General features: G+C 62.4%; 18 protein-coding genes. 8 read left to right on the top strand and 10 right to left on the bottom strand.

The genetic code is table 11. The features are described from left to right. The first annotated feature begins 94 nt into the window (after window positions 1–94). A complete protein-coding gene (locus tag Q0367_RS19575) occupies window positions 95–1,831 on the top strand; it encodes an SH3 domain-containing protein (RefSeq protein WP_297638973.1) in 1,737 nt (578 codons plus the stop codon). 23 nt (window positions 1,832–1,854) lie between these two features. Then, entirely contained in the window at window positions 1,855–3,474 is a 1,620-nt protein-coding gene (locus tag Q0367_RS19570; protein WP_297638971.1) for an SH3 domain-containing protein, read from the top strand. An 87-nt stretch (window positions 3,475–3,561) separates the two neighbouring features. On the opposite strand, the gene thrC is transcribed toward Q0367_RS19570, so the two are convergent. From thrC to Q0367_RS19555, 3 genes are all read right to left on the bottom strand, one after another. Beyond that, on the bottom strand, window positions 3,562–4,923 hold the full coding sequence (thrC, locus tag Q0367_RS19565; RefSeq protein ID WP_297638969.1) for a threonine synthase: 1,362 nt from the start codon (window positions 4,921–4,923) through the stop codon (window positions 3,562–3,564). A 22-nt stretch (window positions 4,924–4,945) separates the two neighbouring features. Beyond that, window positions 4,946–8,041: an aminotransferase class III-fold pyridoxal phosphate-dependent enzyme gene (locus tag Q0367_RS19560; protein ID WP_297638967.1), complete on the bottom strand. Its 3,096-nt coding sequence runs from the start codon at window positions 8,039–8,041 to the stop codon at window positions 4,946–4,948. Between the two features lie 122 nt (window positions 8,042–8,163). Then, entirely contained in the window at window positions 8,164–9,171 is a 1,008-nt protein-coding gene (locus tag Q0367_RS19555; protein WP_297638965.1) for an aldo/keto reductase, read from the bottom strand. A 339-nt stretch (window positions 9,172–9,510) separates the two neighbouring features. Between Q0367_RS19555 and Q0367_RS19550 the strand changes: the two genes are divergently transcribed. The 5 genes from Q0367_RS19550 to Q0367_RS19530 all read left to right on the top strand — a co-directional run bounded on the left by Q0367_RS19550 (window position 9,511) and on the right by Q0367_RS19530 (window position 18,944). Further along, window positions 9,511–10,380, top strand: a complete 870-nt coding sequence (locus tag Q0367_RS19550) for a hypothetical protein (protein ID WP_297638963.1) — start codon at window positions 9,511–9,513, stop codon at window positions 10,378–10,380. Window positions 10,381–10,488: 108 nt separating this feature from the next. Continuing rightward, window positions 10,489–11,808 carry a hypothetical protein gene (locus Q0367_RS19545; RefSeq protein ID WP_298984267.1) on the top strand — a complete coding sequence of 440 codons (1,320 nt, stop codon included), beginning with the start codon at window positions 10,489–10,491 and terminating at the stop codon, window positions 11,806–11,808. Next, the gene (locus Q0367_RS19540; protein WP_298984265.1) at window positions 11,798–13,669 is read left to right on the top strand and encodes a helix-hairpin-helix domain-containing protein; all 1,872 of its coding nucleotides are present in this window, start codon (window positions 11,798–11,800) and stop codon (window positions 13,667–13,669) included. Before Q0367_RS19545 ends, Q0367_RS19540 begins: the two co-directional genes overlap by 11 nt. 28 nt (window positions 13,670–13,697) lie before the next feature. Further along, entirely contained in the window at window positions 13,698–14,666 is a 969-nt protein-coding gene (locus tag Q0367_RS19535) for a helix-hairpin-helix domain-containing protein (RefSeq protein WP_298984263.1), read from the top strand. Between the two features lie 372 nt (window positions 14,667–15,038). Further along, window positions 15,039–18,944, top strand: a complete 3,906-nt coding sequence (locus Q0367_RS19530; protein ID WP_298984261.1) for a hypothetical protein — start codon at window positions 15,039–15,041, stop codon at window positions 18,942–18,944. A gap of 80 nt (window positions 18,945–19,024) precedes the next feature. On the opposite strand, the gene Q0367_RS19525 is transcribed toward Q0367_RS19530, so the two are convergent. From Q0367_RS19525 to Q0367_RS19510, 4 genes are read right to left on the bottom strand one after another with little or no spacing between them, the layout of a single operon-like run. Continuing rightward, a complete protein-coding gene (locus tag Q0367_RS19525) occupies window positions 19,025–20,050 on the bottom strand; it encodes an App1 family protein (RefSeq protein WP_298984259.1) in 1,026 nt (341 codons plus the stop codon). Then, window positions 20,047–21,468 carry an FAD-binding oxidoreductase gene (locus tag Q0367_RS19520; protein ID WP_298984257.1) on the bottom strand — a complete coding sequence of 474 codons (1,422 nt, stop codon included), beginning with the start codon at window positions 21,466–21,468 and terminating at the stop codon, window positions 20,047–20,049. The genes Q0367_RS19525 and Q0367_RS19520 overlap by 4 nt, the downstream gene beginning before the upstream one ends. A gap of 15 nt (window positions 21,469–21,483) precedes the next feature. Continuing rightward, a complete protein-coding gene (locus Q0367_RS19515) occupies window positions 21,484–21,771 on the bottom strand; it encodes a DUF503 domain-containing protein (protein WP_297638949.1) in 288 nt (95 codons plus the stop codon). A gap of 21 nt (window positions 21,772–21,792) precedes the next feature. Continuing rightward, the gene (locus Q0367_RS19510) at window positions 21,793–22,692 is read right to left on the bottom strand and encodes a biotin/lipoate A/B protein ligase family protein (RefSeq protein ID WP_297638946.1); all 900 of its coding nucleotides are present in this window, start codon (window positions 22,690–22,692) and stop codon (window positions 21,793–21,795) included. Between the two features lie 174 nt (window positions 22,693–22,866). Between Q0367_RS19510 and Q0367_RS19505 the strand changes: the two genes are divergently transcribed. Then, window positions 22,867–23,199, top strand: a complete 333-nt coding sequence (locus Q0367_RS19505; RefSeq protein WP_297638943.1) for a multidrug efflux SMR transporter — start codon at window positions 22,867–22,869, stop codon at window positions 23,197–23,199. On the opposite strand, the gene Q0367_RS19500 is transcribed toward Q0367_RS19505, so the two are convergent. From Q0367_RS19500 to Q0367_RS19490, 3 genes are read right to left on the bottom strand one after another with little or no spacing between them, the layout of a single operon-like run. After that, on the bottom strand, window positions 23,165–24,091 hold the full coding sequence (locus Q0367_RS19500; RefSeq protein ID WP_298984255.1) for a deoxyribonuclease IV: 927 nt from the start codon (window positions 24,089–24,091) through the stop codon (window positions 23,165–23,167). The two genes, Q0367_RS19505 and Q0367_RS19500, sit on opposite strands and share 35 nt — an antisense overlap. A 9-nt stretch (window positions 24,092–24,100) precedes the next feature. Continuing rightward, window positions 24,101–24,541, bottom strand: coding sequence for a hypothetical protein (locus Q0367_RS19495; protein ID WP_297638936.1), 441 nt, complete (start codon window positions 24,539–24,541; stop codon window positions 24,101–24,103). Between the two features lie 12 nt (window positions 24,542–24,553). After that, window positions 24,554–26,146, bottom strand: a complete 1,593-nt coding sequence (locus Q0367_RS19490; RefSeq protein WP_298984252.1) for a hypothetical protein — start codon at window positions 26,144–26,146, stop codon at window positions 24,554–24,556. Window positions 26,147–26,166 lie beyond the last annotated feature (20 nt).

The following is a 26,166-nucleotide window of genomic DNA, read 5'->3' as shown; positions in this document are numbered from 1 at the left end:
CAACAATGTCTGACGGACTTAAAGATTAACACAGGGACACAGGGGCGACGCATGCGTCGCCCCTGCCGTGTACATTGACGAAAGGAGTTTGAGCTTGCACTCTGCATTTCCTCGCACAACGTCAAGTCTGTTCGGCGTCTTATTCCTGATCGGGCTATTGTTTTTGAGCGCTGCTCCAAGCGCGATGGCTCAGAGCAGCGCTGAAGGCGCAACGCCTGCGCGAGGGCAGGTCACGGTGGCGCGCCTGAACGTGCGCTCGGCGCCGAGCATCACTGCGCCGATCGTCGCCCGCCTCAGCCAGGGCGCCGTGGTGCAGATTCGATCCGTCAGCGCCGACGGTCGCTGGTATCAGGTGACGACAAGCGACAACGTCGGCGGTTGGCTCGTCGCCATGTACGTCTCCACCGGCGCACAGGCGGGGAGCGCCGCGCCGGTTGCGGCTGCACCCTCCGCCGCCGCGGCCTCGTCGTCCACAGCGGCCGTTGCGGCCGCATCGCCGACGATCGCCTTCCCGGAAGGCGCAGTCGTGGCGACCACCAATCCTCCCCGCACAAATGTGCGCGGCGGGCCCGGAACCAATTATCCGGTGGTCGCTTCGGCTCCGGCCGGCTCGCGCTATCAGGTGATCGGCGTCAACGCCGCGCGCGATTGGTATCAGGTTCGTTTGCCCAATCGTCAGGAGCCAGCATGGATCTTTGCCAGCCTGACCAGCGTCAGCGGCGACCTGGGCAGCATCCCCGAAGTTCCGGAAGCGGAGATTCCTGCGCCGCCTGCGCCCGCCAGCGGCGTCTCGGCGTCCGCCGCTGCGCCAGCTCCTGCTCCGGTGGCTGCGCCCAACACATCGACCGGTTTCGGCTACGGCATGTCGGTCAACATGTGGCAGGGCGACAAGCAGGGCGTCGCCAACCTGCTCAAGCAGTTGGGTTTCGGCTGGGCGAAGCAACAGATTCGCTGGGAGTTCGCCGAGCCGGAGCCGGGCGCCATTCAATGGCAGGAGATGGACGCCATCGTCGACGCTATGCACGGCAACGGCATCAACCTGATGTTCAGTGTAGTGACGGCGCCGGCGTGGACGCGGCCGAACCTGGGAGGAACCGGCGGCCCGCCGGAGGACTTCCAGCTTTTCGCCAATTTCCTGGGCGCTCTCTCCAGCCGCTACTGTGGACGGGTGCAGGCGATCGAGGTGTGGAACGAACAAAATCTGCGCCGCGAGTGGGAAGGCTTCCCGCTTGAACCGGCCAGTTACATGGATCTGCTGAAGCGGGCCTACAACGCCATCAAGGCTGCGTGCCCCTCGATGCTGGTGATCAGCGGCGCGCCGACGCCAGCCGGCTACAGCGACGTCGCCTACGACGACATCGACTACCTGCGCGGCATGTATCAACACGGCTTGAAACAATACAGCGACGGCGTGGGCATCCATCCCAGCGGTTTCGCCAATCCCCCCTCGGTGACCTTCGAGGACTGGCAGGCGGGCCGCTACGATGCGCCCTCGCACGTCAACCATCGCAGCTTTTACTTCCTGAGCACACTGCGCGAGTCTCGGCGCGTGATGGAAGAGTTCGGCGACGTCAACAAGCGCCTGTGGCCCACCGAATTCGGCTGGGGCTCGACGCCCAATCCCTTCCCGGGCTATGAGTATCAGGTGCGCATCGACGAAGCCACGCAGGCGCGCTGGATCGTGGAGTCTTTCCGCATCATGGCCGATTCAGGCTACGTCGCCGTGCCGATGCTGTGGAATCTCAACTATCCGCGCAACACAGAGATGGGCGCGTTTGCCGTCGCAGGACGCCCGGCCTTCGATGCGTTGCGCGCCATGATGGGGCGTTAGGCCAGAAGAAAAGGATGAAGACCATGCGACTTCCGCTGAAATTGTTCGTTCTGCTCATAGGGGCGACGTTGCTCCTGGCCGCCTGCGGCGGCGGCAACGAGCCGACGCCAACGCCCACCAAGACGCCGGTCGCTGCGCAGGCGCAAGCGACGCCCACGCCGACGATCGCGCCCGCAAGCAATCAGACCGACAGCGCCGCCCCGGCGCAACCGACTGCGCCGAGCGCCCCGCAGCCCACGCCGACGCCCCAACAGTTTGCACGCGTCGCCGTGGATCAACTCAACATCCGCAGCGGCCCAGGCACGCAGAACTCGATTGTGCGGCTGGCGAGCGCCGGCGAAACGTTTCTGGTGCTGGGGCGCTCCGACGACGGCGCATGGCTGCAGCTTGCAGAAAACGGCGCGCCGCTGGGGTGGGGCGCGGCTGAGTTTATGACCCTCGTCGACCAGGCGGCGGAGGCTTCTTCTACAACCGGGGGCGCTGCGCAGTCGCCTTCAAGTGGGGCGGGCGGCTTCACCGGCAGCTTTGCACCGGCCACTATGACCAGCCCAGATTACGGCGTGCAGGTCTTCGTCTGGTGGCGCGAAGAGATTCGCGATCGCGATCTAGACCTGGTCAAAGACGCCGGTTTCAACTGGGTCAAGCAGACGTTCTCCTGGGAGGCGATCGAAGGCGCCGGCCGGGGACGCTTCGATTGGTCGATCGCAGACCAGGTCGTCTCACACGCCAATGCGCGCGGCCTGAAAATTCTGGCGCGGCTCAGCCTCGACCCCGAAGTGCGCAATTTCTGGGCGGGCGATCCGCCCCAGAACGGCGACGCCTTTGCAGAATTCGCCGGCGCGCTGGCAAGACGCTACAACTGTCAGCCGGGGGCCGTCGGTTGCATCCAGGCCTATCAGATCTGGAACGAACCGAACCTGGCGCGCGAATGGGGCGGCAAACGCCCCAATCCGGTCGAATATGTGCAGTTTCTGGGCAAGGCCTATCGCGCCATCAAGGCGGCCAATCCCAACGCCATTGTGATCAGCGCAGGCATGGCGCCGACCGGCGACGACAACGAGATCGCCATGCCGGACGACCTTTTCTACGAGCGCATGTACCAGGCCATGGGCGGCAGCAGCAACGGGTACTTCGACGCCCTGGGCGTGCACGGCGCCGGCTATGCTGCGCCCCCTGAGCTCGATCCGGAGGAGGCGGCGCGCAACCCCAGATACGGCGGTCATCGCTTCTTCGCTTTTCGCCATGTCGAGAACATCCGCCGCATCATGGAAAAATACGGCGACGGCAACAAGCAAATCGTCCTGCTCGAGTTCGGCTGGACGTTCGATCCCGTCAACCCTGCCTACAAGTGGCACGGCGCCGACGCCGGCATCGATATGTTTGTGCAGGCGGATTATCTCAAGCGCGCCTATCAATACGCAGCGGCGAACTGGCGGCCCTGGATCGGGCTGATGAGCGCCCTGACCATGCCCAACCTCGATTGGTTGAGTGACGGCAACCCCCAAGACGAGGAACAGTACTGGTGGGCGTTGATGGAGCCAAGCCCGATCGACGCCTTGCACTGGCGGCCTGCTTATATTGAGCTGTGCATTTATCTGAACAGCTTGAAAGGACAGCGCTGCAAGTACGACCCCAATCCATAGAAGCGCTGAGGGGAGGTCAGCGGCGCAGAGCCACCGACCTCCCCTCGGTCAAACAGTCGTCAGGATGTACAGTCAACGATCGCCTCTCTACAGCTGCAGCCTTCGGGCGATCGTTTCTTTCACCACCTTCACATCCGCAGGAAGGTAAATCGGCGGATTGGCCAGCTCACTTTCGACCTCCTCCAGCCTGCCTTCATGATAGCCCACCTTGAAGCTGGTGAATTTCAGCCCATGCGCAGTTGAAATCACCACCACGCGATCGCTCGATTGGATCACCCCACGCGCCACCAGCTTGAAGAGCGCCGCCAACGCCACGCCGGTGTGAGGACAGGTGTACATGCCCGTGAGGTCGGCGCGCGCGGCTGCGTTGGCCAGCTCGTGCTCTGTCACCGCTTCGACCAGCCCGTTGGTCTCCACAACCGCCTGCACCGCCTTTTCATAGCTCACCGGGTCGCCGATCTGGATGGCGGAGGCCAGCGTCTTCTCGGCGCGCATCGTCACCTTTTCCCGAAAACCGTTCAAAAAGCTGCGATAGAAAGGATTGGCTTTATCCGCCTGCGCCGCCACCAGGCGCGGCAGACGCTCGATGATGCCCAACTCTTGAATCAGCTTGAGTCCTTTGTACAGGGCGCTGATGTTGCCTAGGTTGCCGACCGGAATGATGATCCAATCCGGCGTCTCCCAGTCAAACTGCCGCACGATCTCGATCCCGACGGTCTTCTGGCCTTCGATGCGGATGCTGTTCATCGAGTTGGCCAGATAGATGCTGTTGTCCTGGGTGACCTCTTTGACAATGCGCATGCAGCCGTCGAAGTCGGTGTCCAGCGCCAGCACATGCGCGCCGTTGGCGACCGGCTGGATCAGCTGCGCAGTGCTCACCTTGCCCGAAGGCAGGAAGATGATCGCCGGAATGCCCGCCGCAGCGGCGTAGGCCGCCAGCGCCGCCGAAGTGTCGCCGGTGCTCGCCGCAGCCACCGCGCGCACAGGGCTATTGCCGCTCGCCATCATCTGCTTGACGACGCTCACCAGCACGGTCATCCCCAAGTCTTTGAAGCTGCCCGTGTGGCTGTTGCCGCAAAGCTTCACCCAGAGATCGGGCACGCCGATCTCCTTCCCCAGGCGCCCCGCCCAGAAGAGATTGGTGTTGCCTTCGTACATGCTGACGACATTTTCGTCGCGCAGGTCGGGCATCACCCATTCGCGCATGCCCCAGACGCCGCTTCCATAGGGCCATACGGTGGTGCCCGCCCGCCGCTCCAACAGCGCCTTCCATTCGGCGGCGCTGCGATCGCGCAACGCCTCGATGTCATGGTGCACCTCGAGCAAACCGCCGCATTTCGGGCAGGTGTACATCACTTCGTAGACGGAATATTCGCCCGGACAGCCACGGAAACAGCGAAAATGGGCGTTGTAAGTTCGAGTTGGGGCAGGTGCAATTTCGGCTAGCATACGTTCTGGCCTCTTGATATGGTTATTGCTGAATTGCATCAACCGACTCCAGGACGGAATCTTGTAGAACTTCTCCCAGGGCCCACAGCAGATGGTCGGCGTCGCTGCGGCTGAAGATGATGGGCGGCTTGATCTTCAAGACATTGTGGAAAGGGCCGTCGGTGCTGATGAGCACGCCGTAGTCGCGCATCCGATTGGCGACGTATGCGGCGTGCTCGCCGGCCGGCTCCAGGGTCTCCGGGTCGAGCACCAGCTCCACGCCGATGTAAAGCCCCAGCCCGCGCACGTCGCCGATCAGCGGGTGGCGGGCCTGAAGCCGACGCAACCCCTCTCGCAGATAGGCGCCGACCTCAAACGCATTCTGTTGCAGGCGCTCCCGCTCAATCACGTCGAGCACCGCCAGGCCGATGGCGCAGGAGACCGGGTTTCCGCCAAATGTATTGAAGTATTCCATCCCATTAGCAAAACGATCTGCAATCTCCGGCGTCGTGGCGACGACGGCCAGCGGGTGGCCGTTGCCCGCCGGTTTGCCCATGGTGACGATGTCCGGTGTGACGCCTTGCGTCTGAAAGCCCCAAAAATGACTGCCCACGCGTCCGAAGCCCACCTGCACCTCGTCGGCGATGCAGACGCCGCCGGCCGCGCGCACATAGCGAAACGCCTCGGCCATGTAGCCCGGCGGGAAAACGATCTGCCCGCCGCAGCCAGGCAACGACTCGCAGATAAAGGCGGCGACCCCGCGGCCCTGGGCGTGAATCTGCTCGATCGCCTGTTGGACATGCATGGCGTAGCGCTTGCCGCTTTCGACGCTGTAGCCCGTGTAGGGGCCGCGATACGGATCGGGCATGATGACCTTCTGCACATAGGGCGGGCGTCCTTTGCCGCCGGGGCCGTCGTGTTTGTAGGGGCTGATCTCGATCAGCGCCTGCGTGTGGCCATGATAGGCGACGTCGACCGTGATCACATCCTGGCGGCCCGTGGCGGTGCGCGCCAGCCGCAGGGCGAGGTCGTTCGCCTCGCTGCCGGAGTTGACGAAGAAGAAGACGCTCAGCTCCGGCGGCAACGTCGCCGAGAGGCGGCGGGCGTATTCCACAATGGCGTCGTGCAGATAGCGCGTGTTGGTGTTGAGCACCGCCATCTGCCGCTGGCCCGCCGCCACCACGTCGGGGTGACAATGACCGACGTGCGCCACGTTGTTGACGGCGTCGAGATAGGCGCGGCCTGCGTCGTCGTACAGATACTGCGCCAGCCCGCGCACGATTTTGAGCGGTCTGCGATAGGAGATGCTCAGGTTGCGGCCGATGCGCTTGCGCCGTTCGGCCAGCGTCTCCTCCGGCGAAGGCGGCGGCGGCGGAAATTGCTCCGCCGGAATGCGCAACAGCAGATTGGGATCCGGGCAGAGCGACGTCCAGAGCGTCGCCTGAGCGGGCGCGACCACGCCGGGAAAATTGTGATCGAGTTCGAGCAAGTCGGCGATGAGCTGGAGATGGAGATGGGGCGGCCAGCCGCCGTTCACCGACGTCGCGCCGATGGAGGCGAACTGTTCGCCGGCTGCGATTGTCTCTCCCACCTTCAATCGCTCTAAAGAGCCGGGGTCGAGATGGCCGTAGAGCGTGTAGAACGTCAGGCCGTCGTCTGTGTGGTGGCGCAGGATGACCGTCGGCCCGGACTCATGGTCAACTGCGTTGTGGTGCAACGCATGGACGACGCCGGCCAGCGGCGCATACACCGGCGTCCCCGGCGGCGCAAAGAGATCGATGCCCAGGTGCAGGGTGCGACGCTCTCCGGTCGGGTTGTCGCCGGGTGCGAATGCAGGTTCGACGATGCAGAGTGCGCGAGGCTCTGCGTGGCGGCCGACGCCGACGACGGCGCCTCGTTGCGCCATTTCGCCGAAGATGGCGGCGCTGAGCAGGTCGCCGCGCCGGCTATGCAACATCTGCGACGTGATCGTAAGGCTGCCGATCGAAAGGTCGAGCACGTGCACCGGCGTCATGCGCAGGTCATGGCCGATGACCGGTGCAAACGTCGGCTGTCGTTGCAGCCAGTCGATGAGCGCAGGCGCCTGCGGAACGGGCGTCAGACCACAGGCCGCGCGCAGCGCGTAGTGGGCCAGCCGGGGATGAATCTGGACGAGTTTTTCCAACGCCGCCCAGGCCGCCCGCTCGCTGATCGAAAGATAGTGGTTGTCGGGGCGTTGGCTGCGCTGCACTGCTGCATGGCAGACGCTGACGCACAGCCGCATGCAGATCAGGTCCCACAGCGCAGCGATCTCCGCCTCGGTCAACGGGTTGACGGCATGATAGCCGGCCGTCACCTGTGCAGCGGCCTGCAGTGGATCGTCTTTCTCGAACAGGGCGTAGGCTGCTGCGATGGCCAGGTCCGCCACGCGCAGGCTGTAGACCATGTCGCCGAGATCAAGGATGCCTGCAATGCGACGGTAGCGCGTGAAGAGGTCGCCTTCCTGGCTGACCAGAACGTTGTAGTCATTGGCGTCGCTGTGAATCACCTGATGGGGCAAGGCGGCGAGCGCAGGTTCGGTGTGGCGTTCGAAGCGTTCGAGCAAGGTGCGCACCAGCGCCCGCCGATTCGCGTCGGGCAACGAATTGAGCTGCGAACGCACGACGTCGCCCGCACGCGCCAGGTCCCAGTGAAACGTTCGGTGCAACGCCGGGTGGTCGTAATCGGCGAGCGCGCGGTCCACCTCGCCCAGAAACCGCCCTAAGTCCGCAAGCAGCTCCGGCGAATGGGGGCGCACCGTCGCCAGCGGCGCGCCAGGGATGTAGCGCAACATGCGCACGAAATAGCGCTCGCCTGCGGCGTCTTGCGCTCGGGCGATCGTCTCGTTGTTCAAGGTGCGCATCACGGCTGCGCCGGAGAGCGGAAGCCCGGCCTGCGCCATGCGCTTCAGAGCGTGGTTTTGCGCGTCGAGCAGGTCGAGCGACTCTTCGGCGTTGGCGATCTTGAGCACGAACTCCTCACCGGAGGCGGTGCGGATATAAAAATTCTGGTCGCGCTCGCTCGGCAGCGGACGCATTGCGCCGCTCACGCCGTACTGTTCGAGCGCAATGGCGGCGGCCTCTCGAAGATCGAAGCGTGGTGCAGTCAAAACGAAGGACATGAGACGCTGAAAGGTTGGATGAATAAATGATTGTTGCGTGGTGCGTAAACCGGGGTGCGTAAACCGTGTTGCGTGCTCCGTGGTGCGCAACGGAACACGCAACACGCACCCCAAACGACGCCCTACCGCCGCCGCGTGGCGTTGGCGATGAAATCATACGGGTAGACGAGCGTCGGCTCGCTCACCTGCGTCAACCGGCGCATCTGCTCATCGGAGAGCGTCCAACCCACGGCGCCCAGGTTGTTCTCCAGGTGCTCCAACGTGCGTGCGCCGATGATCGGCGCCGTGACGCCGGGGCGCTGCAACAGCCAGCGCAACGCCACCTGCGCCGGGTGCCTGCCGCACTCCTCCGCCACGGCGAAGAGTTCATCGAGGATGCGCCAGGTGCGCTCGTTGGCGTAGGCGCTCCACGATTCGCTCCAGCCTTCGCGCTCGGCCTGCTCGATGCGCGTGCCGGCGATAGGCGCCTCCATGCCGCGGCGATATTTGCCGCTCAGCCAGCCCCCGCGCAGCGGGCTCCACGGCAAAATGCCCAGCCCTTCGTTCTGGCAGACGGGAACCAACTCCCACTCCAGCGTGCGGTCTAGCAAATTATACAGCGGCTGGAGCGAAACAAACGGCTCCCAGCCCTGCTGTTTCGACAGGTCGATGGCCTTCTGGAGCTGCCAGCCGCTGTAGTTGCTGGCGCCGATATAGCGCACCTTGCCGCTGCGCACCAGCGTATCCAGCGTGCTCAGCGTCTCTTCGAGCGGCGTGGCCGGGTCCCAGCAGTGCACCTGATAGAGGTCGATGTAATCCGTCCCCAGCCGGCGCAGGCTGGCCTCGACGCCGCTCAGGATGTGCTTGCGGGAGAGGCCGACGTCATTGGGGCCTTCACCCATCGGGAAGCGCACCTTAGTGGCGATCACCAGATCATCGCGGCGCTTGCTTTTCATCCAGCGTCCTACGATCTCCTCGGAGACGCCGCGCGTGTAGACATCGGCGGTGTCGATGAAATTGCCGCCCGCCTCGAAGAAGCGGTCCATCATCTGCAGACTGACCTCTTCGGGCGTCTCACGGCCGAAGGTCATGGCGCCCAAACAAAGCTCACTGACTTTCATGCCGGTGCGACCTAAGAAACGGTATTCCATGGGTGCATCCTTTCCTCGATTGGCTGATAGGTTCGATTGAATTTCTGGCTTCTCACCGCCATCGCTCAGGAAACTCGATGAAATTTCACAAACCTAAACCATCTCGTTTCCTGAATTGCAGCGGTGGTCAAGATGTCAAAATCTGTTTGACAAAAGTTGCCCGCTGATAGAAACTAAAGGCGCCGTACTGTCCTTGCAGCGTCACTTTCAAATGCAAACAGATCTGTTCCCAACAACAACTCGTCGTCGCAGGTTCTTCATCTGCAAGAACAGCGCATGCTTTAAGTATAGCAAATCTTTCGGGCCATGTTCACACTCTGACGACCGAGGAGAGAAATTATGGACTGGATGAATCTGCAGTGGATCACCGCCTACTGGATGCCGCTGTTGATCGCTGTAGGGATAGGTCTGATTTTAGGGTGGCTGCTGATCGGCCTGCCGGCGCAACGGCGCAACGCCGAGTTAGAGGAGCGGATCGCCGAACATCAAAGCAAAAATCGGCGCACCGAGCGCGAGCTGATGGACGCGCGCAGGGAGATTGAAAACCTCAACCGTGAAGTGAGCCGCGTCGCCGCAGAGCGCAATGAAGTGCGCAGCCAATGGAGCGCAGCTCAGGAGGCGCTGAAGGCGTCCGCCGAGCGCATCGAAGGCTTGCAAGCCGACCTGCAAGCGCGCAGCATCGAGGTCGCCGACGTCAAGATGCAGCTGGCGATGCTTCACGACCAGCTCGACCGGACGCAGAGCAGCGCCGCCAACGAATTGGAAGAGCTGCGGACCCGATACGAAGCCGCCGTCCTGGAAAACAAGCAGTTGCGCGAGGCTTTGGATTCTCTTCAGTCCAAGCTCTCGGCGCTGGAGGCGGAAGCCGGCGTCTCGGCGGAGAACGAACGCGCACGCGAGGCGGCCCTCAATGAAGCGTATCAGCGCGCCGTCAACCTGCAGAGTCTGCTGGAAGAGAGCGAACGCGCCCGCGCCGAACTGCAGGCGGAGCTTGACTCCTTGAAGGCGACGGTCGCAGCCCTGTCTGCTACGAAGGCCGATCTAGAGGATCGTCTCCAGAAGGCGCGCGGGGACGTCGCCAGCGAGATGGCGGCGCTGACGTCCACGATGATCAAGATGAAAGATGAGGAGCTGCTGGCCGCGAACACCCGTATTGCCGAACTCACGAGACAATTGCATGAGCTGCAAGCCAAACAGGCCGTCGGTTGACCCTGGCCGGCGCGTCTGGACGGCGAGGGCGCCCTGCACCGCCTCCTCGATCCATCGAGCGGGAAACCCCTTGCGGATGGCTCGACCCACCTTCCACAGGAGAACGCTATGGACTTCACCCCTTTCCTGTACCTGATCGGTGCGTTTCTGTTAGGATTCATCATCGCATGGTTCGCCGGCCGCGGCGGGCCGGTGTATGAGCTGGAGAAAGCATCCGCCGAGATCGAGTCGCTGCGTCGTCAACTGCGAGACGTCGAAGATGAGCTGCGCAAGACGCAAGGTCAGTTGCGGGAAAACCTCGCCACGCTCGATGAGATGGCGGCAGAAAAAAAAGGCCTCGCTCAACAGCTGAAAGCAGCAGGCGCAGAACTATCGCACGTCAAGGAGATGGTCGAACAGCTGCAGGCGGCATTGGAGAGAGAGCGCGACGCGCGTCTCCTGCTCAGCGCCGAGCTGGTTCACACCCGCGGCGCGTTGAGCGCAGCGCGCCAGGCGCTGGCTGCTCGCTGCGCCGCGCAGCAGGACGAGATTGCGTCGGACGGCGGCGCCAGAGCGCTTGAAGTTGAGGAATCGCCGGAGGAGCGGAGCGCAGTGACGGCGCTGGCCGAGCGGCCCCAGGAAAGTGACCTGAGCGAGCGTCTGGTTGAACTCGAACACCAGCTGGCGCTGGCGCGCGCCGCCGCCGATCGACTCGCCGAAAAAGAGGCGCTTGTCGCAGCCGAACTCTTTCTGCGCCAGCGCGAGTATCGCGACATCCTCGCCGGCGGCGAAGACGCCATCACCGCCGCGCTGGCGGCGCGCGACCGTGCGCTGGCCAACGCACAGAACGAGATCGATTATCTGCGCCGCGATCTCAGCATGTTGACGGCGACGGGCGCACAGCTCGCCGCCGCGCTGGAAAAACGCAACAGCGAATACGGTGCGCTGCTCAATCGCATCGCCGCGGAGGAGACGTCGCGACGCCTGGAGACGGCGTTGATAGAAATGCAGCCCTCGGAAGAGACGCTGACGCCCGCGGATGGACCAGACCTCAACGAAGCGCTGGCCGCGCGCACGGCGGAACTGGACGAGCTGCGCAGCGAATACGAACGCCTGAAGACGACGCTCGAGCAGACGCTCGCCGACCGCGAGGCGCTGCAACGGGCGTTAGACGTTCGCACCGCCGAAGTGACAGGCTTGCACGACCAGCTTGCGGCCATCCGCGCTGAGCTTCAGGCGTTGAGCACAGAAAGAGATGCGCTTGCGCAACGGTTGCAGACGCGCATCGACTTCATCAACCGTTTCCTCGAGCGAATTGACGGCTATGACGCCCAGTTGCGCAGCATCCTTGCGCGCGTCGATGCATCCTCGCCACAGGACGCATCGCCGGCAATGGCGGCGTCATCGCCGGTCGCTCCGCAAGAAGAGGGAGAGAGCCATGCCAGTTGAAGACGCGATGCCCATAGCCGACGCCGAACTGAGTGCACAACCAGTGGACGAGACGAGGGACTTTCTCATCGTCGAAACGAGAATGCGCGGCCTGGAAGCGACGATTGAAGCGCTCAAAGTCGCCTATGCCCGGCAGAGCGAGCAGTTGGCCGGCGCGCAGCGCCTGGCCGAAGCGCTGCGCGCGCAGGTGGACGCCTTGAGCGCGACCAACAGCACGCTGCAGACGCAGCTGAACGAGAGGAACGCTCGAATTGCAGCGCTCGAGGAACAGCTCGGCGCCTTGACTGCGGCCAAAACCGATCTCGAGGCCGCGCTCACCGCCAAGGACAACGCCGCCCTGGAGCTAGAGGCTGGCGTCGCCCGTCTTCAGACCGAGCTTTCGACTGCAGGCGCAGAAGCGGAAACGCTGCGCGCACAGGTGGCCGAGCTGCAGACGCAGCTGAGCGAAGCCTCGCAGGCCAGACTGGGGCTGGAAGCGCAGCTTGCCGAAGGCGCGCAGGCCAAAGCCGCGCTGGAGGAGCAGCTCCGCAGTGCGCAGGAATCCGCCAGCAGCCTTGCGGCCCAACTGGAGGCTTTGAACGCCGAGCTGACGACGACCCAGCAGCAGCTTGTCGAAACCATCCAGGCCAAGGCGGAGCTAGAGCAACAGCTTGCCGCGGCTCAACAGGCGCAGGAGGAGCTACAGGCGCAACTCGTCGCCGTTCAGGAAGCGCAGGCGACGTTGCAGGCCCAGGTGGAGGAGCTCGGCCAGGCGAAGGGCGAGCTGGAGGGTCAACTGGCAGCGCGCACCGCCGAACTAGGCGATCTCCAGGCCCGCCTGGGGCAGCTCGACGAGCGCCTGGCCGCCTTCTCCGCAGCGCTCGACGGCGAGGACGAAACGACCGTGACGGAGGCGGCGCAGCAACTTGCGACCTTCGGCGCCACGGCCAGCGCTCTCGTCGCCGCCGCGCAACGCCGTTATACAACGCTCCGCCAAAATGAGGCGGAGCTGACCGAACTGCGCGCGCAGATGCAATCGCTCATCGACGGCAAAGCCGAGCTGGCGGCGAGCCTCACTGCGCAGAGCGCCGAAATCGAGCGGCTCAATCGCGAGCTTGCCGCAAGGACGCAGGCGCAAGATGAACTCGAAGCGCAGCTTGCAGCCCGCAACGACGAGGTGACCGCCCTGCAGCATCGCGTCGAGGAGCTACAGGCTCGCCTGCAACACGCCACAGAAGAGGCGGAGCGGACGCGCACAGAGCTGCAGATGCGAGAGGCGGAGGTCGCACGGCTGCAGAACGAGCTGGCCGACGCCGTTGGTTGGCAACAGCGCGCGCCGGCCATGGCGGAGTTCGGCCGTTCGCTCTCCCTGATGAGTGAAACCAAACTCGTCGCCGCCAACTCGGCGGTCGCCATGCGCCTGATGCCGAAGACCGTGCGCGCCCCTCAGGACCTGGCGCTGGTCAAAGGCATCGGCCGCGTCTACGAACAGCGGCTCTACGAGGCAGGGATCGGCACCTACTGGGAACTGGCGAATCTTTCCAATGAAGAGATGGAGCGCATTTTGCAGGTCAATCCCCTACAAATGCTGAGCATCGATTTCGACGCCATTCGCGCAGATGCAGAACGCCTGGCGCAGGAGACGAACACGGTCGGTCAGCTCTGGTCTGGCGAAGCGCCGGACGATTTCGAGCCGATCGAGGGCATCGGGAGAATCTACGAGCAACGGCTGTATGAAGCCGGCATCCGCACCTATCGCGAGCTGGCTTCGACGACGCCGGAGCGCCTCGCCGAGATCATCAAGCCCAGGCCGCCTGCACGGCCCGACTTTGCACGCTGGATCGCCGAGGCGCAACGGCTGGCGGAGGCGGCGGGGCAATAAACAAACCCTTTCACCGGATGGGAAGAAGATGATGCGCAAGCTATTGCGACTGCTTGTCTTCGGCGTGAGCATTGGCGCAGTGCTCGCTTTGATCGCGCTGCTGAAACAGAAAAACCGAGCCTTGGAAGAAGCGCAGCAGCGCATTGCATCCATCGAGCAACGGATGCACGAGATCATGGCGTCCGTCTCCAGAGAAAGCCAGGAGGCCGATCTGCGCACCCAACTGGCCCAACAGCGCGCTGAACTGGAGCGATTGCGCATGGCGCTTGCGACGCTGCAAGCGCAAACGCCTGTCTCCGAGGCGGAGCCTTTCGCCGAACGGAGCGCTCCGTCTTCGCTTGAAGCGTCCATGCAGACGCAGGCAAGCGAGCCGCGCGCAGACGTCGAAAAAGCCTCAGAACGCCTCGAACAGAGGGCGGCGCCTCCGCACCGGCAAGGGGGAGTGGGCGCAACGGGAGCCTCGCTCTCCGCCCTACCCGCTGCAAAACAGCGCTTCATCGAGCGCGCCCTGGAAGCCAACATTGCGCCGGCCCTCATCGAGCGCCCGCAGACGCTTTCCGCAATCGACGGGATCGGCCCGATTTTCGAGCAACGGCTCTACAACGCCGGCATTGGCTCCTATTGGGAAGTTGCAACGCTCGACGACGAAACGCTGCGCCGCATCCTGAAGCTGAGCAAAGCGCGGGCGGCCCTGGTCCGGTTCGACGCCATCCGCGCCTCGGCGCAGCGACTGGCGGAAGAGACCCAGACGCTGGGCTGCATCTGGAGTGGGGAGCCGGTCGACGATTTTGAGAAAATTCCCGGCGTCGGCGAGGTGTACAAGCGACGCCTGTACGACGCCGGCGTCCGCACCTACGCGGCTCTGGCAAGCGTCACGCCGCAACAGCTTGAAGAAATCTGCGCCTCGCGTTCCCCGGTTCCGCCGGATTATGTGGGTTGGATCGAAGCCGCCCGGCGCTTGGCGGAGCAAAAGGCGCGCGACGACTCGAAAGTTTGACGAACTCCGACGCATTCTCCTTTTGAAAATCTCCTCTCCACGTCAATGATCCCACCCCTTCTGACCCCTAATTCATGTTCCGCAGTTGAACCTGACAATCGATAGAGCGGCTTGAGCGAAATAGCTGGCGGTGATGATAAGGTGCGGCTCTCAGCCGCACGTTCCCGATGGGCCGCAAGATCTTGGGGGATTCGAGAAAGTGCAGCTGCGAGCTGCGCCTCCTGGTTTCAAAGTTCATTCATGTTGGCCGTGCGAGCGGTGGGCGAATGGACAATTTGTCCGATGACGCAAAGGAATCGCCCTTCCTATACTTGACAAAGTAAATGGGGTTTTCATGATAACTGCACGATTTTGAAAAGAAGGCTTTCTCCCATGTCAAGCAATCGCATCTTTGCCTCCGATCGTTTGCGAGCCCGATTTTTCGCCGCCGTGTGTTGGGTCGCCATCGTCTTGAGCAACGCCGCCATGGTCGCCGCTCAAGACGAGCCGACGACGTCCCCCACGCCAGGACCCCAGCCGCCCATCCTGCTCTCCCCGGAAGACGGCGCAACGATTTCCGGCGTCACTTCTCCGCCGCTGGGCGCGCCGATGCTTGCGTGGGAGTCGTCGCCCGAAGCCACCAAGCACCAGGTGCAGGTCAGCGCCACCGACGGCTTCGGCGCGCTGCTTGTCAACGTGGAGACGGAGAACTCGCGCTATACATTCACCAAAGCGCTGAACAGCGGCGTTTACTACTGGCGAGTGCGTTCCGCGTCGGGTCGCACGTGGGGGGAGTTTTCGGAAATTCGCAGTTTCCAGGTGGACTGGTCGGCTGGCGGCGTATTGCGCCCTGCGTTGCTGTCTCCGGTCGACGGCGCGCTGCGCACCAGCTTCGCCCCTGAGGATTTCTCCTGGACTGCCGCACCGGGCGCTGCGACCTATCGCCTTCAAATTGCACTCGATCCAGAGATGAACCAGCTGGTCTACGAGGCGACAACCGCAGGACTGCACCACACGCCCCAGCAGCGCCTGGCGAATAACATCTACTACTGGCGGGTGACCCCTGTCAACAATCAAGGGCACGCCGGTGCGCCGAGCCAGGTTCAATCCTTCACTTTTCATTGGAACAATGCGCCGCAACTGCTGGCCCCGGACAATGCCGTCGAGCTCGCCTTTGTTCCTCGCTTTTCCTGGACTGCAGTGGAGGGGGCGAAGGAGTATCGTCTTCAGATCAGCACTCAGGAAAATTTCAATTTTGTCAATGAAATCGTCACGCGCAACACAGACTACACGCCGGTGAGCGCCCTCTCGAACGACCAGGATTATTTCTGGCGCGTGCAGGCCATCAATGCGCGCGGAACCAATTCACCCTGGAGTGAAATCCGCCGTTTTCGCATGAAATGGAATTTCGTTCCGCAACTGCTCTCGCCAACGAACAACAGCCTGCAACTTTCCTATCCATTCTTTTCCTGGAAACCGGTCCCAGGGGCGGAACGCTATCAGATTCAGATCGCTAATAACAACGCTTTTACAAATCCCAGGATCGACGACAAAACGCTTTACAACGTGACGAACTATGTGCAGACGGCGTGGCCATCCGGGCAGACGCAGCCGGAGACCGCCTATTACTGGCGCGTGCGGGCCATCGACGCGCAAGGCAACGTCACCCCATGGAGTGAAACCTGGTCGTTTCAAATTTCCGATCCGACGGGCGATTTGAGTTTGAACAGTGTGCGTCCGACTTCACCCGATCTGATTTACCCCCTGCCCTATTACGAACCAGATGCACAGAATACGCCGGTGTACGGAGATCGCTCTATTGCATGGCCGCTCTTTATCTGGAACACCGCCCATGCGCCCGCCCCAGAACCGAACTACGTGGAGCCGGCGGATTATTACATCCTGGAAGTGGACGACAACATGGATATATCGTCGCCTGAATTCGTGATCCAGACCGCCGGTCTGGCCGCCGCCCCGACGTCGTCCCATCCGTTCGTCACTCTGCGGCCCGGCGCGGATTACTACTGGCGGGTGACCGCCTACAAAGATGGACAGCCGATCGGCAGCCGCATCCAGTGGCGCACTCGCTATGATCCAGGCGTTTCTCAGTTGCCTGTAACCGACTCCGCCGAGGCGATCTATCCGCGCGATGGGTTTGAGGCGGCCGGGCATCCGCCGATCTTGGGTTGGCTGCCGGTGAACGGCGCCGTGCGCTATCGCGTGCAGATCGCTACGGATCGGAGCTTTACAGAGATCGTAGACGAAGCCACTGCACAATTTGTCAACTACGTTCCCTGGCAGGGAAAGTTGACGCAGATGCCCTACGGCGCCTATTGGTGGCGCGTGCGCGGGGAGAACGCCGGGGGCAATCCAGTAGGCCAGTGGAGCGCACCACGACGCTTCAACCTATCCGTCGAACTCACGATCGGGAATCGCAAAGATTACCCTCCGTTGGAGAATCTGGTCGATAACGTTGGCGGTCGCACCAGAGTTGCGACGAACAGCGCCCCTAGCGGCGATGAATACGCATTGCACGAGCTATTTGTGACAGCCGATCGACGCTCCGATGACAGCTACAATCAACACTGGATGATCGCCTTCACGGCGGCAAACGCCGGCGCTGCGTCGATCACCTATGCGATCTACTTCGACACGGACCATAAAGCCGGCAGCGGTGGAAACACCGCTCCTCGCAATTCGCCTGCAGCTTCCATTCCGGTGGATGAACTCTACTGGCCGGAATATGTGGTCTATCTCGATCGCACGAGCGGCGGCGTCACAGCGGAGTTCCATCGATGGCTGGGAAATGGGTGGTCGCCAGCGCAGCCGCTGCATACGATAGGCGGTCGCGTCCAGCACTTTCCTGGGACAAATTCCTATCAGCTTCAGATTCCATACACGGCGCTCGGTTCTGCGGACGCCGACTGGGTGGGCAGCCTGGCGCTTGTCGTCTTCGCCCTGGATGCGAGCGGCGCCGTCCGAGATGAGCTGCCGGCTCAACCAGGAGTCCTGTCAAGGCCGGTCTTCGTCTCCAACATGCCGCTGCCGTTGTATCCGTTCGACACACCGCTCTCGAACCCGCTGACTTATGAAGAGATGCCGCCGTTGCGCTGGCGCATGCCCAGCTATCTCGTCGATGGCTACCAGGTGCAGGTGGCGCGCGACGAGCGTTTCACCGACATTGTCGAGACATGGGACGCCTGGGAGCAGTTCTTTCCCGATCAAAGAAAACGCACATTCACTCTCCTGCCGACGACCTTTCAGTCGTTGAAAGCCTACGCCAACAATGAATCCTACTACTGGCGGGTGCGCCTCCGACATGAAATGTACGCCCCAAGCCCCCGAACCGACTTCGACTATGGTCCCTGGTCGCCGCCGATGCGCTTCCGGCTGGACAGCCGACAGGTGGGCAACCCGCGCATTTCGACGGACGCAAATGCGTTTATGACGCCCACCTTTCTTTGGGAGCGCGTGGAGGGCGCCTCCGGCTACACCATTCAGATCGACAACGACGCCAACTTCAGCAGCCCACTCATCGACCAGGCTACGGACGCCACCAGCTTTACGCCTCTGGACACAAACAACATGAGCGCGCTGGCGCCGGGCGTACAGTATTACTGGCGCGTTGCAATGCGGCGCACACAAAACATCCTTGGGCGTTGGAGTGAGGCAATGACATTCACCAAAAGCTCGCTGTGGCCGGAGCCGCTGGCGCCGCTGAACGATGACGTTGTGAATCAGCAGCCAACGCTGCGCTGGACGGCTGTCATCACGCCCAGCCAGAACCCTCGACTGGCCGCTCCCGCCTATCGCGTCCAGATCGCAGACAATCCGACCTTCAGCCCCGTTCGGCTGGACGTCACCACCCAGGCGACTTCGTACACGCCCCCAAAAGGAAGGCTGCTGCCGGATGGCGTCTGGTATTGGCGCGTGGCGTTTGTCGATGGCGCGGGCAGGTTGCATCCATTCAGCCCACCGCAACGCTTTACGAAACGCTATCCGTTGCCGTCGTTGCTCGAGCCTGGTCAGGGTGAAACCACAGGGGATGCCCCGACCTTTCGCTGGGCGCCCCTTGACGGCGCGGCGTATTATCGCCTCGAATACGCCGACAATAGCAGTTACAATCGGTCAACCGTTGTGCAGACCGACCTGACCGCCTATGCGCCTACGAAAAAATTATCCAATGCAGCCTACTTCTGGCGAGTGCAGATGTTTGATGCGGATAAGAATCCCGGCCCGCTGATCGAAGGAAGACTGTTTGTGGGGCATAAGGTCTATTTGCCGGTGGTCGCCAAATAGTCCGTTTGGCAATAAATTCAACGCCAAGGCGCAAAGAGGCAAAGACGCAGGAAAAGCAGAGAACTTTATGCACCCTGGCGTCATTCTTCCTCGCGCACGGCGCGACGCACGCCTTCGACCGCCTCGGCGGGAATCAGTCCCAATGCAGCAACAAACTCGGCCGCCTGCACCGAATCCGCCACCCGCCGCATGGGGACGCCCCGCGCCCTGGCGGATTCGCTCAGATCGTCCACCACACGGTCGCGGCGCCGGCCGCTGACGTCCCGGATGAGAATGGCGGCGATGCGGCGGGGGTGCTCCTGCACGAGTTCGCTGTACAGCTCCGGGTCTTTTTGCCCGCTGTCGCCGATCAAGACGAAAGGAAGATGAGGATACGTCTCCAGCAGCCAGCGAACCGGCTTCAATTTGTGGCGGTGAGAGAGCGCGCCAAACAGGCGTCGCAGGCCGTAATCATGGAGAAACATCGGCCCGGCCGGCAATTGGCAGCGCTCCATGAATTCGACCAGAAAGTCATAAAAATTCCATGGGCTGCTCGATACGTAGAAGATAGGATTCATCTCCACGCTGCTGACGCCTCTCCACAGCGCCTGGTAGAGCGCTGCGACGCCGGCGAACGGCAGCCGCGTCTGCGCGTTGCCGAAGAAGGTGGCGACAAACGAACGCAGCAGGCTGGCTGCATGGCTTTGTAAAATGGTGTCGTCGATGTCGCTGATGACGGCGAAGCGCGCTGAAGGCGGCGGCGTCAACACTTCGGCCACAGCCTGCACAGGCGCGTTGCGCGCCAGCGGCTCCACCAGGCGCACCCACACGGTGTGCCAGACCCGCGCCGGATCGACCGGCTGCGCCAAAGGCAGGCGCAGCGTGAAATAACCTTCATCATCGGCCACAGCCTGCCAGCGCTGATCGCCGAAGAGAATTTCCACGCGCGCGCCCGACACCTCGCGCGAGTTCAGCCGTCGCAGCATGTGATAAAAATTTTTCCAGATGGGATCCGCTGCACTGGCGGGCGGGAGCGGGCGATCGTATAAAACCCGGCCTTTCACGAAGAGTTGTTCCGCAACGCCGAACGAGCGATAAGGGACGATGGTCACCCACGGCAGACTCATCGGTCGTCCTCGGCGTCCAGGTCGAAAACTCGGCCTGGATTCAGGATGTTGTGGGGATCGAACGCTCGCTTGAGCCGCTGCATGACCTGAATCTCCTGCGGCGAACGCGACAGGGGCAAATATTTCTTCTTTTCAAGGCCAATCCCGTGTTCTGCAGAAATCGAGCCGCCAAACGCCGACAAGGGCGCGTAGACAAGCTGGGCCGCTGCATCCACGTCCTCCGGTTGCAAGGATGGCGCCCAAAGGTTGATGTGGAGGTTGCCGTCGCCGAGGTGGCCATAGATCCAGCAGCGCGCCTCTCTGCCGAAGCGCTGCTCAATTCCCAGGCGCACGCGGGCGACGTACGCCTCCATTGCGCTCAAAGGCAGGCTGACGTCAAAGCCAAAGCTCGGGTGATATTGACGCTCGATCTGTTCGGAATCCTCACGGATGCGCCAAAGGTCGGCGCGCTGTTGCGTCGTACGAGCAAGCACAGCATCCTCGAAGAGGCCGTTGCGGGCGGCGCGTTCGAGAACCTCCTCAAATCGTCGCCGATCCAGCTTGTCGTCTCCGCCGATCGCCTCCACCAACACGTAATAGGTGAAATCCTGTCGAAGGGGCGGCTTGCTGAGCGCGGGGGGCGTCGTGGTCAGGCGATAGTAATCGTTCCACATCACCTCAAAAGAAGTCAGGGACGCGCCGAGCAGATGTTGCAGAAGCGACAGCAACGCCGTGACCTGAGAAAAACTGGCGACCGCCAACAGAGCCGTGAACCATGCCTGCGGCATCGGGAAGAGGCGCAGCACCGCTTGGGTGACGACGCCCAACGTGCCTTCGCTGCCGATGAAGAGGTGTTTGAGGTCATAGCCGGCGTTGTTTTTCAGCATGGCGTTGAGAGAACTCAACACGACGCCGTCGGGAAGCGCAACCTCCAGCCCAAGCGTCAACTCGCGCATCATGCCATAGCGCAGCACGCGCACGCCGCCGGCGTTCATGGCGATGCAGCCGCCGATCGTCGCCGAGCCGCGCGCAGTCAGGTCGAGGGGAAAGAACAAACCATGGCGCGCGGCTGTCTCCTGGACAGCTTGCAGCGCTGCGCCCGCCTGCACCGCCATGGTCTGATTGACAGGGTCGATCGCCGTCACCTCTGTCATGCGTTCCAGCGACAACACGAGATCGCTCGCCGAAGTGCGCGTCCCCTGCACCAGGTTGGTGGCGCCGCCGCGCACCACCACCGGCTGCCGCGCGGCGTGACAAAGCCGAAGAACCGTCGCAACTTCCGTCGTCGTGCGGGGTCGGACGACGGCCAACGCCTCCAGCGGCGTCGGGTCGATCCAACTTGCAGCGCGTTCGCGCACGGCGGCGCCGGTCAGCACGCCCTCGGCGCCCAGCGCGGCGCTCAGGGCGTCAAGCAGAGCAGATGGCGTGGATTTCATCATCGTGGTGCATATGGGTCAGCCCAACATCTCGATGGTGTAGTCGATGAGCTGGGCGTCGCCGCGCCAGCGCTCGACGCGACGGGCGACATCCTGCAGGTGACGGTGCGCCAGCGCACTGGTTTGACTGACGCACACGACCTCCAGCACCGCGCGCGTCAGGACATCCTGTGCGTCGGCTTCGCAGATCGAGACGTTGAAATCCTTGCGAAGATGCGCAATTAGGGGCTTCAGGATGCCGCGTTTCCCTTTAAGGCTGTCGTTCATCGGCAGATACAATTCGAGCGTCAGCAGTGCAACGGCCATAGGAGTCTGTCATAATGAATTTCATCGCAACCGGTTCCATGCGTCATCGGCGAACTGCGTGCGGATCAATACAGCCGCCCTGCGCACCTCGCCGGCCGTCAGGCCGCCCGGCTGAAAATTCAATCCCAACGCCGTCTCAAAGCCACGGCGCATGGCGTCCGCCACGCGCTCGAAGGCGACCTGTTCGCTGTCGTCGGCGACGCCGAGCGCCTGCGCCAGCGTACAGGCGCGGCGCCTCAGCTCCGCGCGCAATCGTTCCGCTTCTTCCGCCGGCAACGCCAGCACGTCGATCAGCCGCGTAATGTCGCCGACCAGCGGCAGGCTGCCGTGTTGCAACACGTAGTTGGCGCGGCGGCTCTGGGCGCTGCCCATGAGCTTGCGTCCGTCGCCGGCGGTGATTTCATAGGCGCTAGGCGTCTCGAAACAGACGGCGGAAACGTCGGGACCGACGCGCACATCGCCCGGCGCCTTATCGGCGGCGACGCCGAGCAGACGCAACCCGGCGATCAGGGCGTTGCTGATGCGCAGATAGGCGTCCATCACGCCCCCGCGCATGAGGGGATGGTGAACCGAGGCGGCGACCGAGTAGGTGAACTCATCGGTGTGAAGAATGGCGCGGCCGCCCGTCGGCCTGCGCACGATCTCATAGCCCAGCGCGGCGACGCGCGCTTCATCGATGTCCGCAATCGGCTGGAGCCGGCCCAGACTGACCGTCGGCGGATTCCATCGATAAAAGCGCAAGGTGGGAGGGCTTTCCTCCGCTGCGCACGCCTCAGCGATAGCCTGGTCGATCGCCATGTTGGCGGCGCCCGAACGCGGGGCGTCCTCGACGATGAGCCGCCACGTGAGGGCGACATCTCGGCCTTCGAGTTCGGCGAGGTCTACAAAAATGCTTTGATGGGTCTTCAACGCTTCAGACATGATGAGTCATCCCCAACCTGGTGGCTGCGCTTTGTCGATCGTATTTTGGCCGATCTCCTCCTTTTTGGCAATCCGCCCCGCTTTTTTCTTGCAAAACCTGCGAAAGTTTCATTCCGGCCCCCAGCGCTGCTTTTTGTATAATGGCAAAAAACTTTCCGGACAGGAGGTGCGTTCTTGAAAGCGTGGTTGCTTCTGATGGGAGCCATTATCGCAGAGGTGACGGCCACGACTGCGCTGCGCGCCAGCGATGGTCTGAGTCGCCTGGGGCCGACGCTCATCGTGATCGTGGGGTACAGCATTTCTTTTTATCTGCTTTCCCTGACGCTGCGTACGATCCCCATCGGCATTGCGTACGCCATCTGGTCGGGAATTGGGCTGGTGTTGATCACGCTCTCGGCGCGCTTCTTTTTTGGGCAGGAACTCGACGCGCCCGCGCTGATCGGGATGGGCCTGATTCTGGCCGGGGTCGTGATTATGAATCTGTTTTCTCGTTCGATCCCCCATTGAGGGCGCTGCGCAGGCCGGGCGGAATGCGGTTGACGTCCTCGACCAGAGCGCAAAGGCGCGCCAGATTCATGGCGTCCTCCGCCAGCGTGTCGTCCTTAGGCGTCTCCAGCAACATGGCGACGCCATCCCAACGCAGGTCGTTGAGGATATGCCGGAAACCTTCTTCGCCGATCTCGCCTTCACCGATGTGCACGTGACGATCGATGTTGCTGCCGAGCGCGCCTTTGCTGTCGTTAAAATGCCAGACCTTGACCGCCTCCAGGCCTAACCAGCGGTCCACCTCGCGTATGAAGGCTGCGTAGCCTTCCGGCGTGCGGATGTCGTAGCCTGCCGCATAGGCGTGGCAGGTGTCCAGACAGACGCCGACGCGAGCGCGATCTTCCACCAGGTCGATGACAGCGCGCAGCTCCTCCAGTCTACGACCGAGCACGCTGCCCTGCCCCGCCATGATCTCCAGACAAGTGAGCGTGTCGGCGCACTCCGGCGTCTCTTCATGAATGCGATTGAGCGCCTCGGCGATGCGCCGGATGCCGAGCTGCTCGCCGGCGCCGGTGTGCGAGCCCGGGTGCAACACGACATGGGGGATGCCGTAGGCGTGGGCGCGCACCAGCTCATCTCGATGCGCCAGCCGACTTTTCTCCCACAGGTCGTCCTTGGGGCTGGCGAGGTTGATCAGATAGCTGGCGTGACTGACGGCGTAGACGATGCCCAGCGCCGGCATCTGTGCGCGCCAGCGTTCGATATCCGCTTCGTTGATAGGCGGGCCGACCCACTGACGATTGTTTTTGGTGAAAACCTGCACCGCGTTGCTGTGAACCGACGCGGCCCGGTCAAGCGCATAGCTGACGCCGCCTGCAATCGACATGTGGGCGCCGAGAAGGAGAACGCTCATAACGTTGCGCTAGACGGGACGGATGCCCAGGTAGACTTTCTGTCCGCCGAGAGTGCGCAAAATTTCCTCAGGCGAGCGCCACGGCAACAACTGATGAAGCTCCTTCGGCGAGAGGGGCGTATTATTGTTGGCCAGGAAAATGCGGAAACAGGCCGAAGCAATCGGCAGCCTCTCGTTGATATAGTCCGGGTCGTTGGCGCAGCGCGTGCGCAGGCACTCGCGCAGCGCATCGGTGCGATGCACCTCGCCGGTTTCGGGGTCCACCCAGTCCACGTCTTCGGTGTCGTGGTAATCGGCAAAACGGGCGCGACATTCGTCGCAGAGCTGGTCGCGCAGATAGAGGCGGAAATTTTGGCCGCTCTTTTCCCACCATTCGTAATCGATGTGAAATTTCGTATCTACGGTTGGGCGAAAACGATTCAACCGCGCAGCCAATGCGCTGGAAGTCATCTTTCAATCCTCCTAGCTCAGGGCGAACAGGCCGTTGCCCACGTCGCGGAAACGGCGGTTGCTTAACAGGGCGAAGAACACAGGGCCGGGCGGGGTGCGCAGCACCATATTGACGGCGCTGTAAACGCTCTTGGCGTGCACGGTTCCCTGCGGATTGAGCTTGATCAGCTCCGGCGTCACCTGGGCGACGACCTGCGCGACGTCAATCCCCTGTTGTTGGATCTGCTGCGCCAATTGGTCGAGGGCCTCGACGTCTTGCGCCGCAACGATCATCGTTTCGTCATATTCGCAGGCCACCATCACCTTATTCATCTCAAAGAGCAAGGCGTTGTGTTCGAGATCGGCCTGGGCCACGCGCGCCCACTCGCGCTTGGGACGTCGCGTGCGGAAATCGACGATCACTTCGTCTGAGGAAGCGGACCGTTCGATGGTGATAAAAGCGCCGACCGGAATCTGGTGCTCCTCCATCCATTTGGACAGCCCCGCCACATAGCGGCCTTCGTGCACCACCCAACCTTCATAGCGCACCCCCCAACGTCCGTCCACCAGGGTGACGGGCGAAATGCCGCTTTTTTGCTGCGGGAAGAAGCTGCGGGTGCGGCTGCTCAAAGGCAAGACGCCATAGCGTCGATGCGGATAGAGCAACGTCAGGCTGGTGGAAGGCACGATCGAAGGCAGCTCGGTGCTGAGGCTGCTCTCTCCCCATTCGTCGTCCAGCTCCCACTCCAGTTGCAGCATCTCCACGCTGAGCACCGACCGATTGTAGGGGACCGGACGGTAGCGCAACAGCAAAGGAATCGCCTGCACTTCTGGGGGCAGGAGGCGGCGCAAGAACCAGAGAGGCCCCTGGCTCGACTGCAGCCGCACAAAGCGGTCATCTTTGCTCAGCGCATGGTTCAAGCTGGTGATGCGCATGTCCAGGCTGACGTTGTCATCCAACTCGACCTCGGTGAGCAGTTGTTCGGTCGAGAGCGGTTTGCCCTGCATCTCGATCAGCGCTTCGGCGATGTTCAGGTGACCGATGTGCACCTCGGCCAGCATGTCCGCCAACAACCACTCGCCATCCACCTGGACAAACTCGGCGCTGCGCTCTCCTTCTTCCAGCGCATAAAGCAGGCTTTCTTCGATTTCTGCTTTATACAGCTGATAGATCTCTTCTGCCGAGAGCAGAGCCTCGTCATGCAGCAGGCGTTCGCCGTTCTCCAGGTTGAGGCGATGGGGCGTCTGCAGCGCTGCGGCGAATTCGCGCACCTTTTGCCCGTTCTCGAATTTCACTTTGATCACTTCAAACTCGCCGTGCTCTGGGTTATGTCCAGGGCGCACGTCGATGACCTCGCCGACGGCGAATTCCAGCGCCGGAAAGACCAACTTCTGCCCGATTTCATATCGGTTCTTGGGAAGGTAGATCGCTCCTTTTCGCAGCTCTTGCTCAATTCTGGCGTTCTCGCGGCGAAGATATTCCTGGATCAAAGCAATCGCCAGCGCTTTCAACGGCATCGGCTTTTGGTTGTCTAACAGCGTTTGGTATAAAAATTCCACGTCTTCGGCGGTGACCTCGAACTGGTCGCGCCAGAAAGCTGCTGTTTGAGTTTGGCGCTGCAGCACGCTTTCCTCCTATTCAGATC

Source organism: uncultured Caldilinea sp. (assembly GCF_937128415.1).
Taxonomy (GTDB): Bacteria; Chloroflexota; Anaerolineae; order Caldilineales; family Caldilineaceae; genus Caldilinea.
The sequence above is the reverse complement of the archived record's forward strand: the minus strand, read 5'-3'. Positions and strand labels throughout refer to the sequence as shown.

What these genes read in the sequence shown, in the direction of transcription:
- Q0367_RS19570 (WP_297638971.1), top strand. Translation starts at nt 1,855, where the DNA reads ATGCGACTTCCGCTGAAATTGTTCGTTCTGCTCATAGGGGCGACGTTG.
- thrC (WP_297638969.1), bottom strand. Translation starts at nt 4,923, where the DNA reads ATGCTAGCCGAAATTGCACCTGCCCCAACTCGAACTTACAACGCCCAT.
- Q0367_RS19520 (WP_298984257.1), bottom strand. Translation starts at nt 21,468, where the DNA reads ATGATGAAATCCACGCCATCTGCTCTGCTTGACGCCCTGAGCGCCGCG.
- Q0367_RS19560 (WP_297638967.1), bottom strand. Translation starts at nt 8,041, where the DNA reads ATGTCCTTCGTTTTGACTGCACCACGCTTCGATCTTCGAGAGGCCGCC.
- Q0367_RS19540 (WP_298984265.1), top strand. Translation starts at nt 11,798, where the DNA reads ATGCCAGTTGAAGACGCGATGCCCATAGCCGACGCCGAACTGAGTGCA.
- Q0367_RS19525 (WP_298984259.1), bottom strand. Translation starts at nt 20,050, where the DNA reads ATGAGTCTGCCGTGGGTGACCATCGTCCCTTATCGCTCGTTCGGCGTT.
- Q0367_RS19510 (WP_297638946.1), bottom strand. Translation starts at nt 22,692, where the DNA reads ATGTCTGAAGCGTTGAAGACCCATCAAAGCATTTTTGTAGACCTCGCC.
- Q0367_RS19530 (WP_298984261.1), top strand. Translation starts at nt 15,039, where the DNA reads ATGTCAAGCAATCGCATCTTTGCCTCCGATCGTTTGCGAGCCCGATTT.
- Q0367_RS19500 (WP_298984255.1), bottom strand. Translation starts at nt 24,091, where the DNA reads ATGAGCGTTCTCCTTCTCGGCGCCCACATGTCGATTGCAGGCGGCGTC.
- Q0367_RS19545 (WP_298984267.1), top strand. Translation starts at nt 10,489, where the DNA reads ATGGACTTCACCCCTTTCCTGTACCTGATCGGTGCGTTTCTGTTAGGA.
- Q0367_RS19495 (WP_297638936.1), bottom strand. Translation starts at nt 24,541, where the DNA reads ATGACTTCCAGCGCATTGGCTGCGCGGTTGAATCGTTTTCGCCCAACC.
- Q0367_RS19515 (WP_297638949.1), bottom strand. Translation starts at nt 21,771, where the DNA reads ATGGCCGTTGCACTGCTGACGCTCGAATTGTATCTGCCGATGAACGAC.
- Q0367_RS19550 (WP_297638963.1), top strand. Translation starts at nt 9,511, where the DNA reads ATGGACTGGATGAATCTGCAGTGGATCACCGCCTACTGGATGCCGCTG.
- Q0367_RS19535 (WP_298984263.1), top strand. Translation starts at nt 13,698, where the DNA reads ATGATGCGCAAGCTATTGCGACTGCTTGTCTTCGGCGTGAGCATTGGC.
- Q0367_RS19555 (WP_297638965.1), bottom strand. Translation starts at nt 9,171, where the DNA reads ATGGAATACCGTTTCTTAGGTCGCACCGGCATGAAAGTCAGTGAGCTT.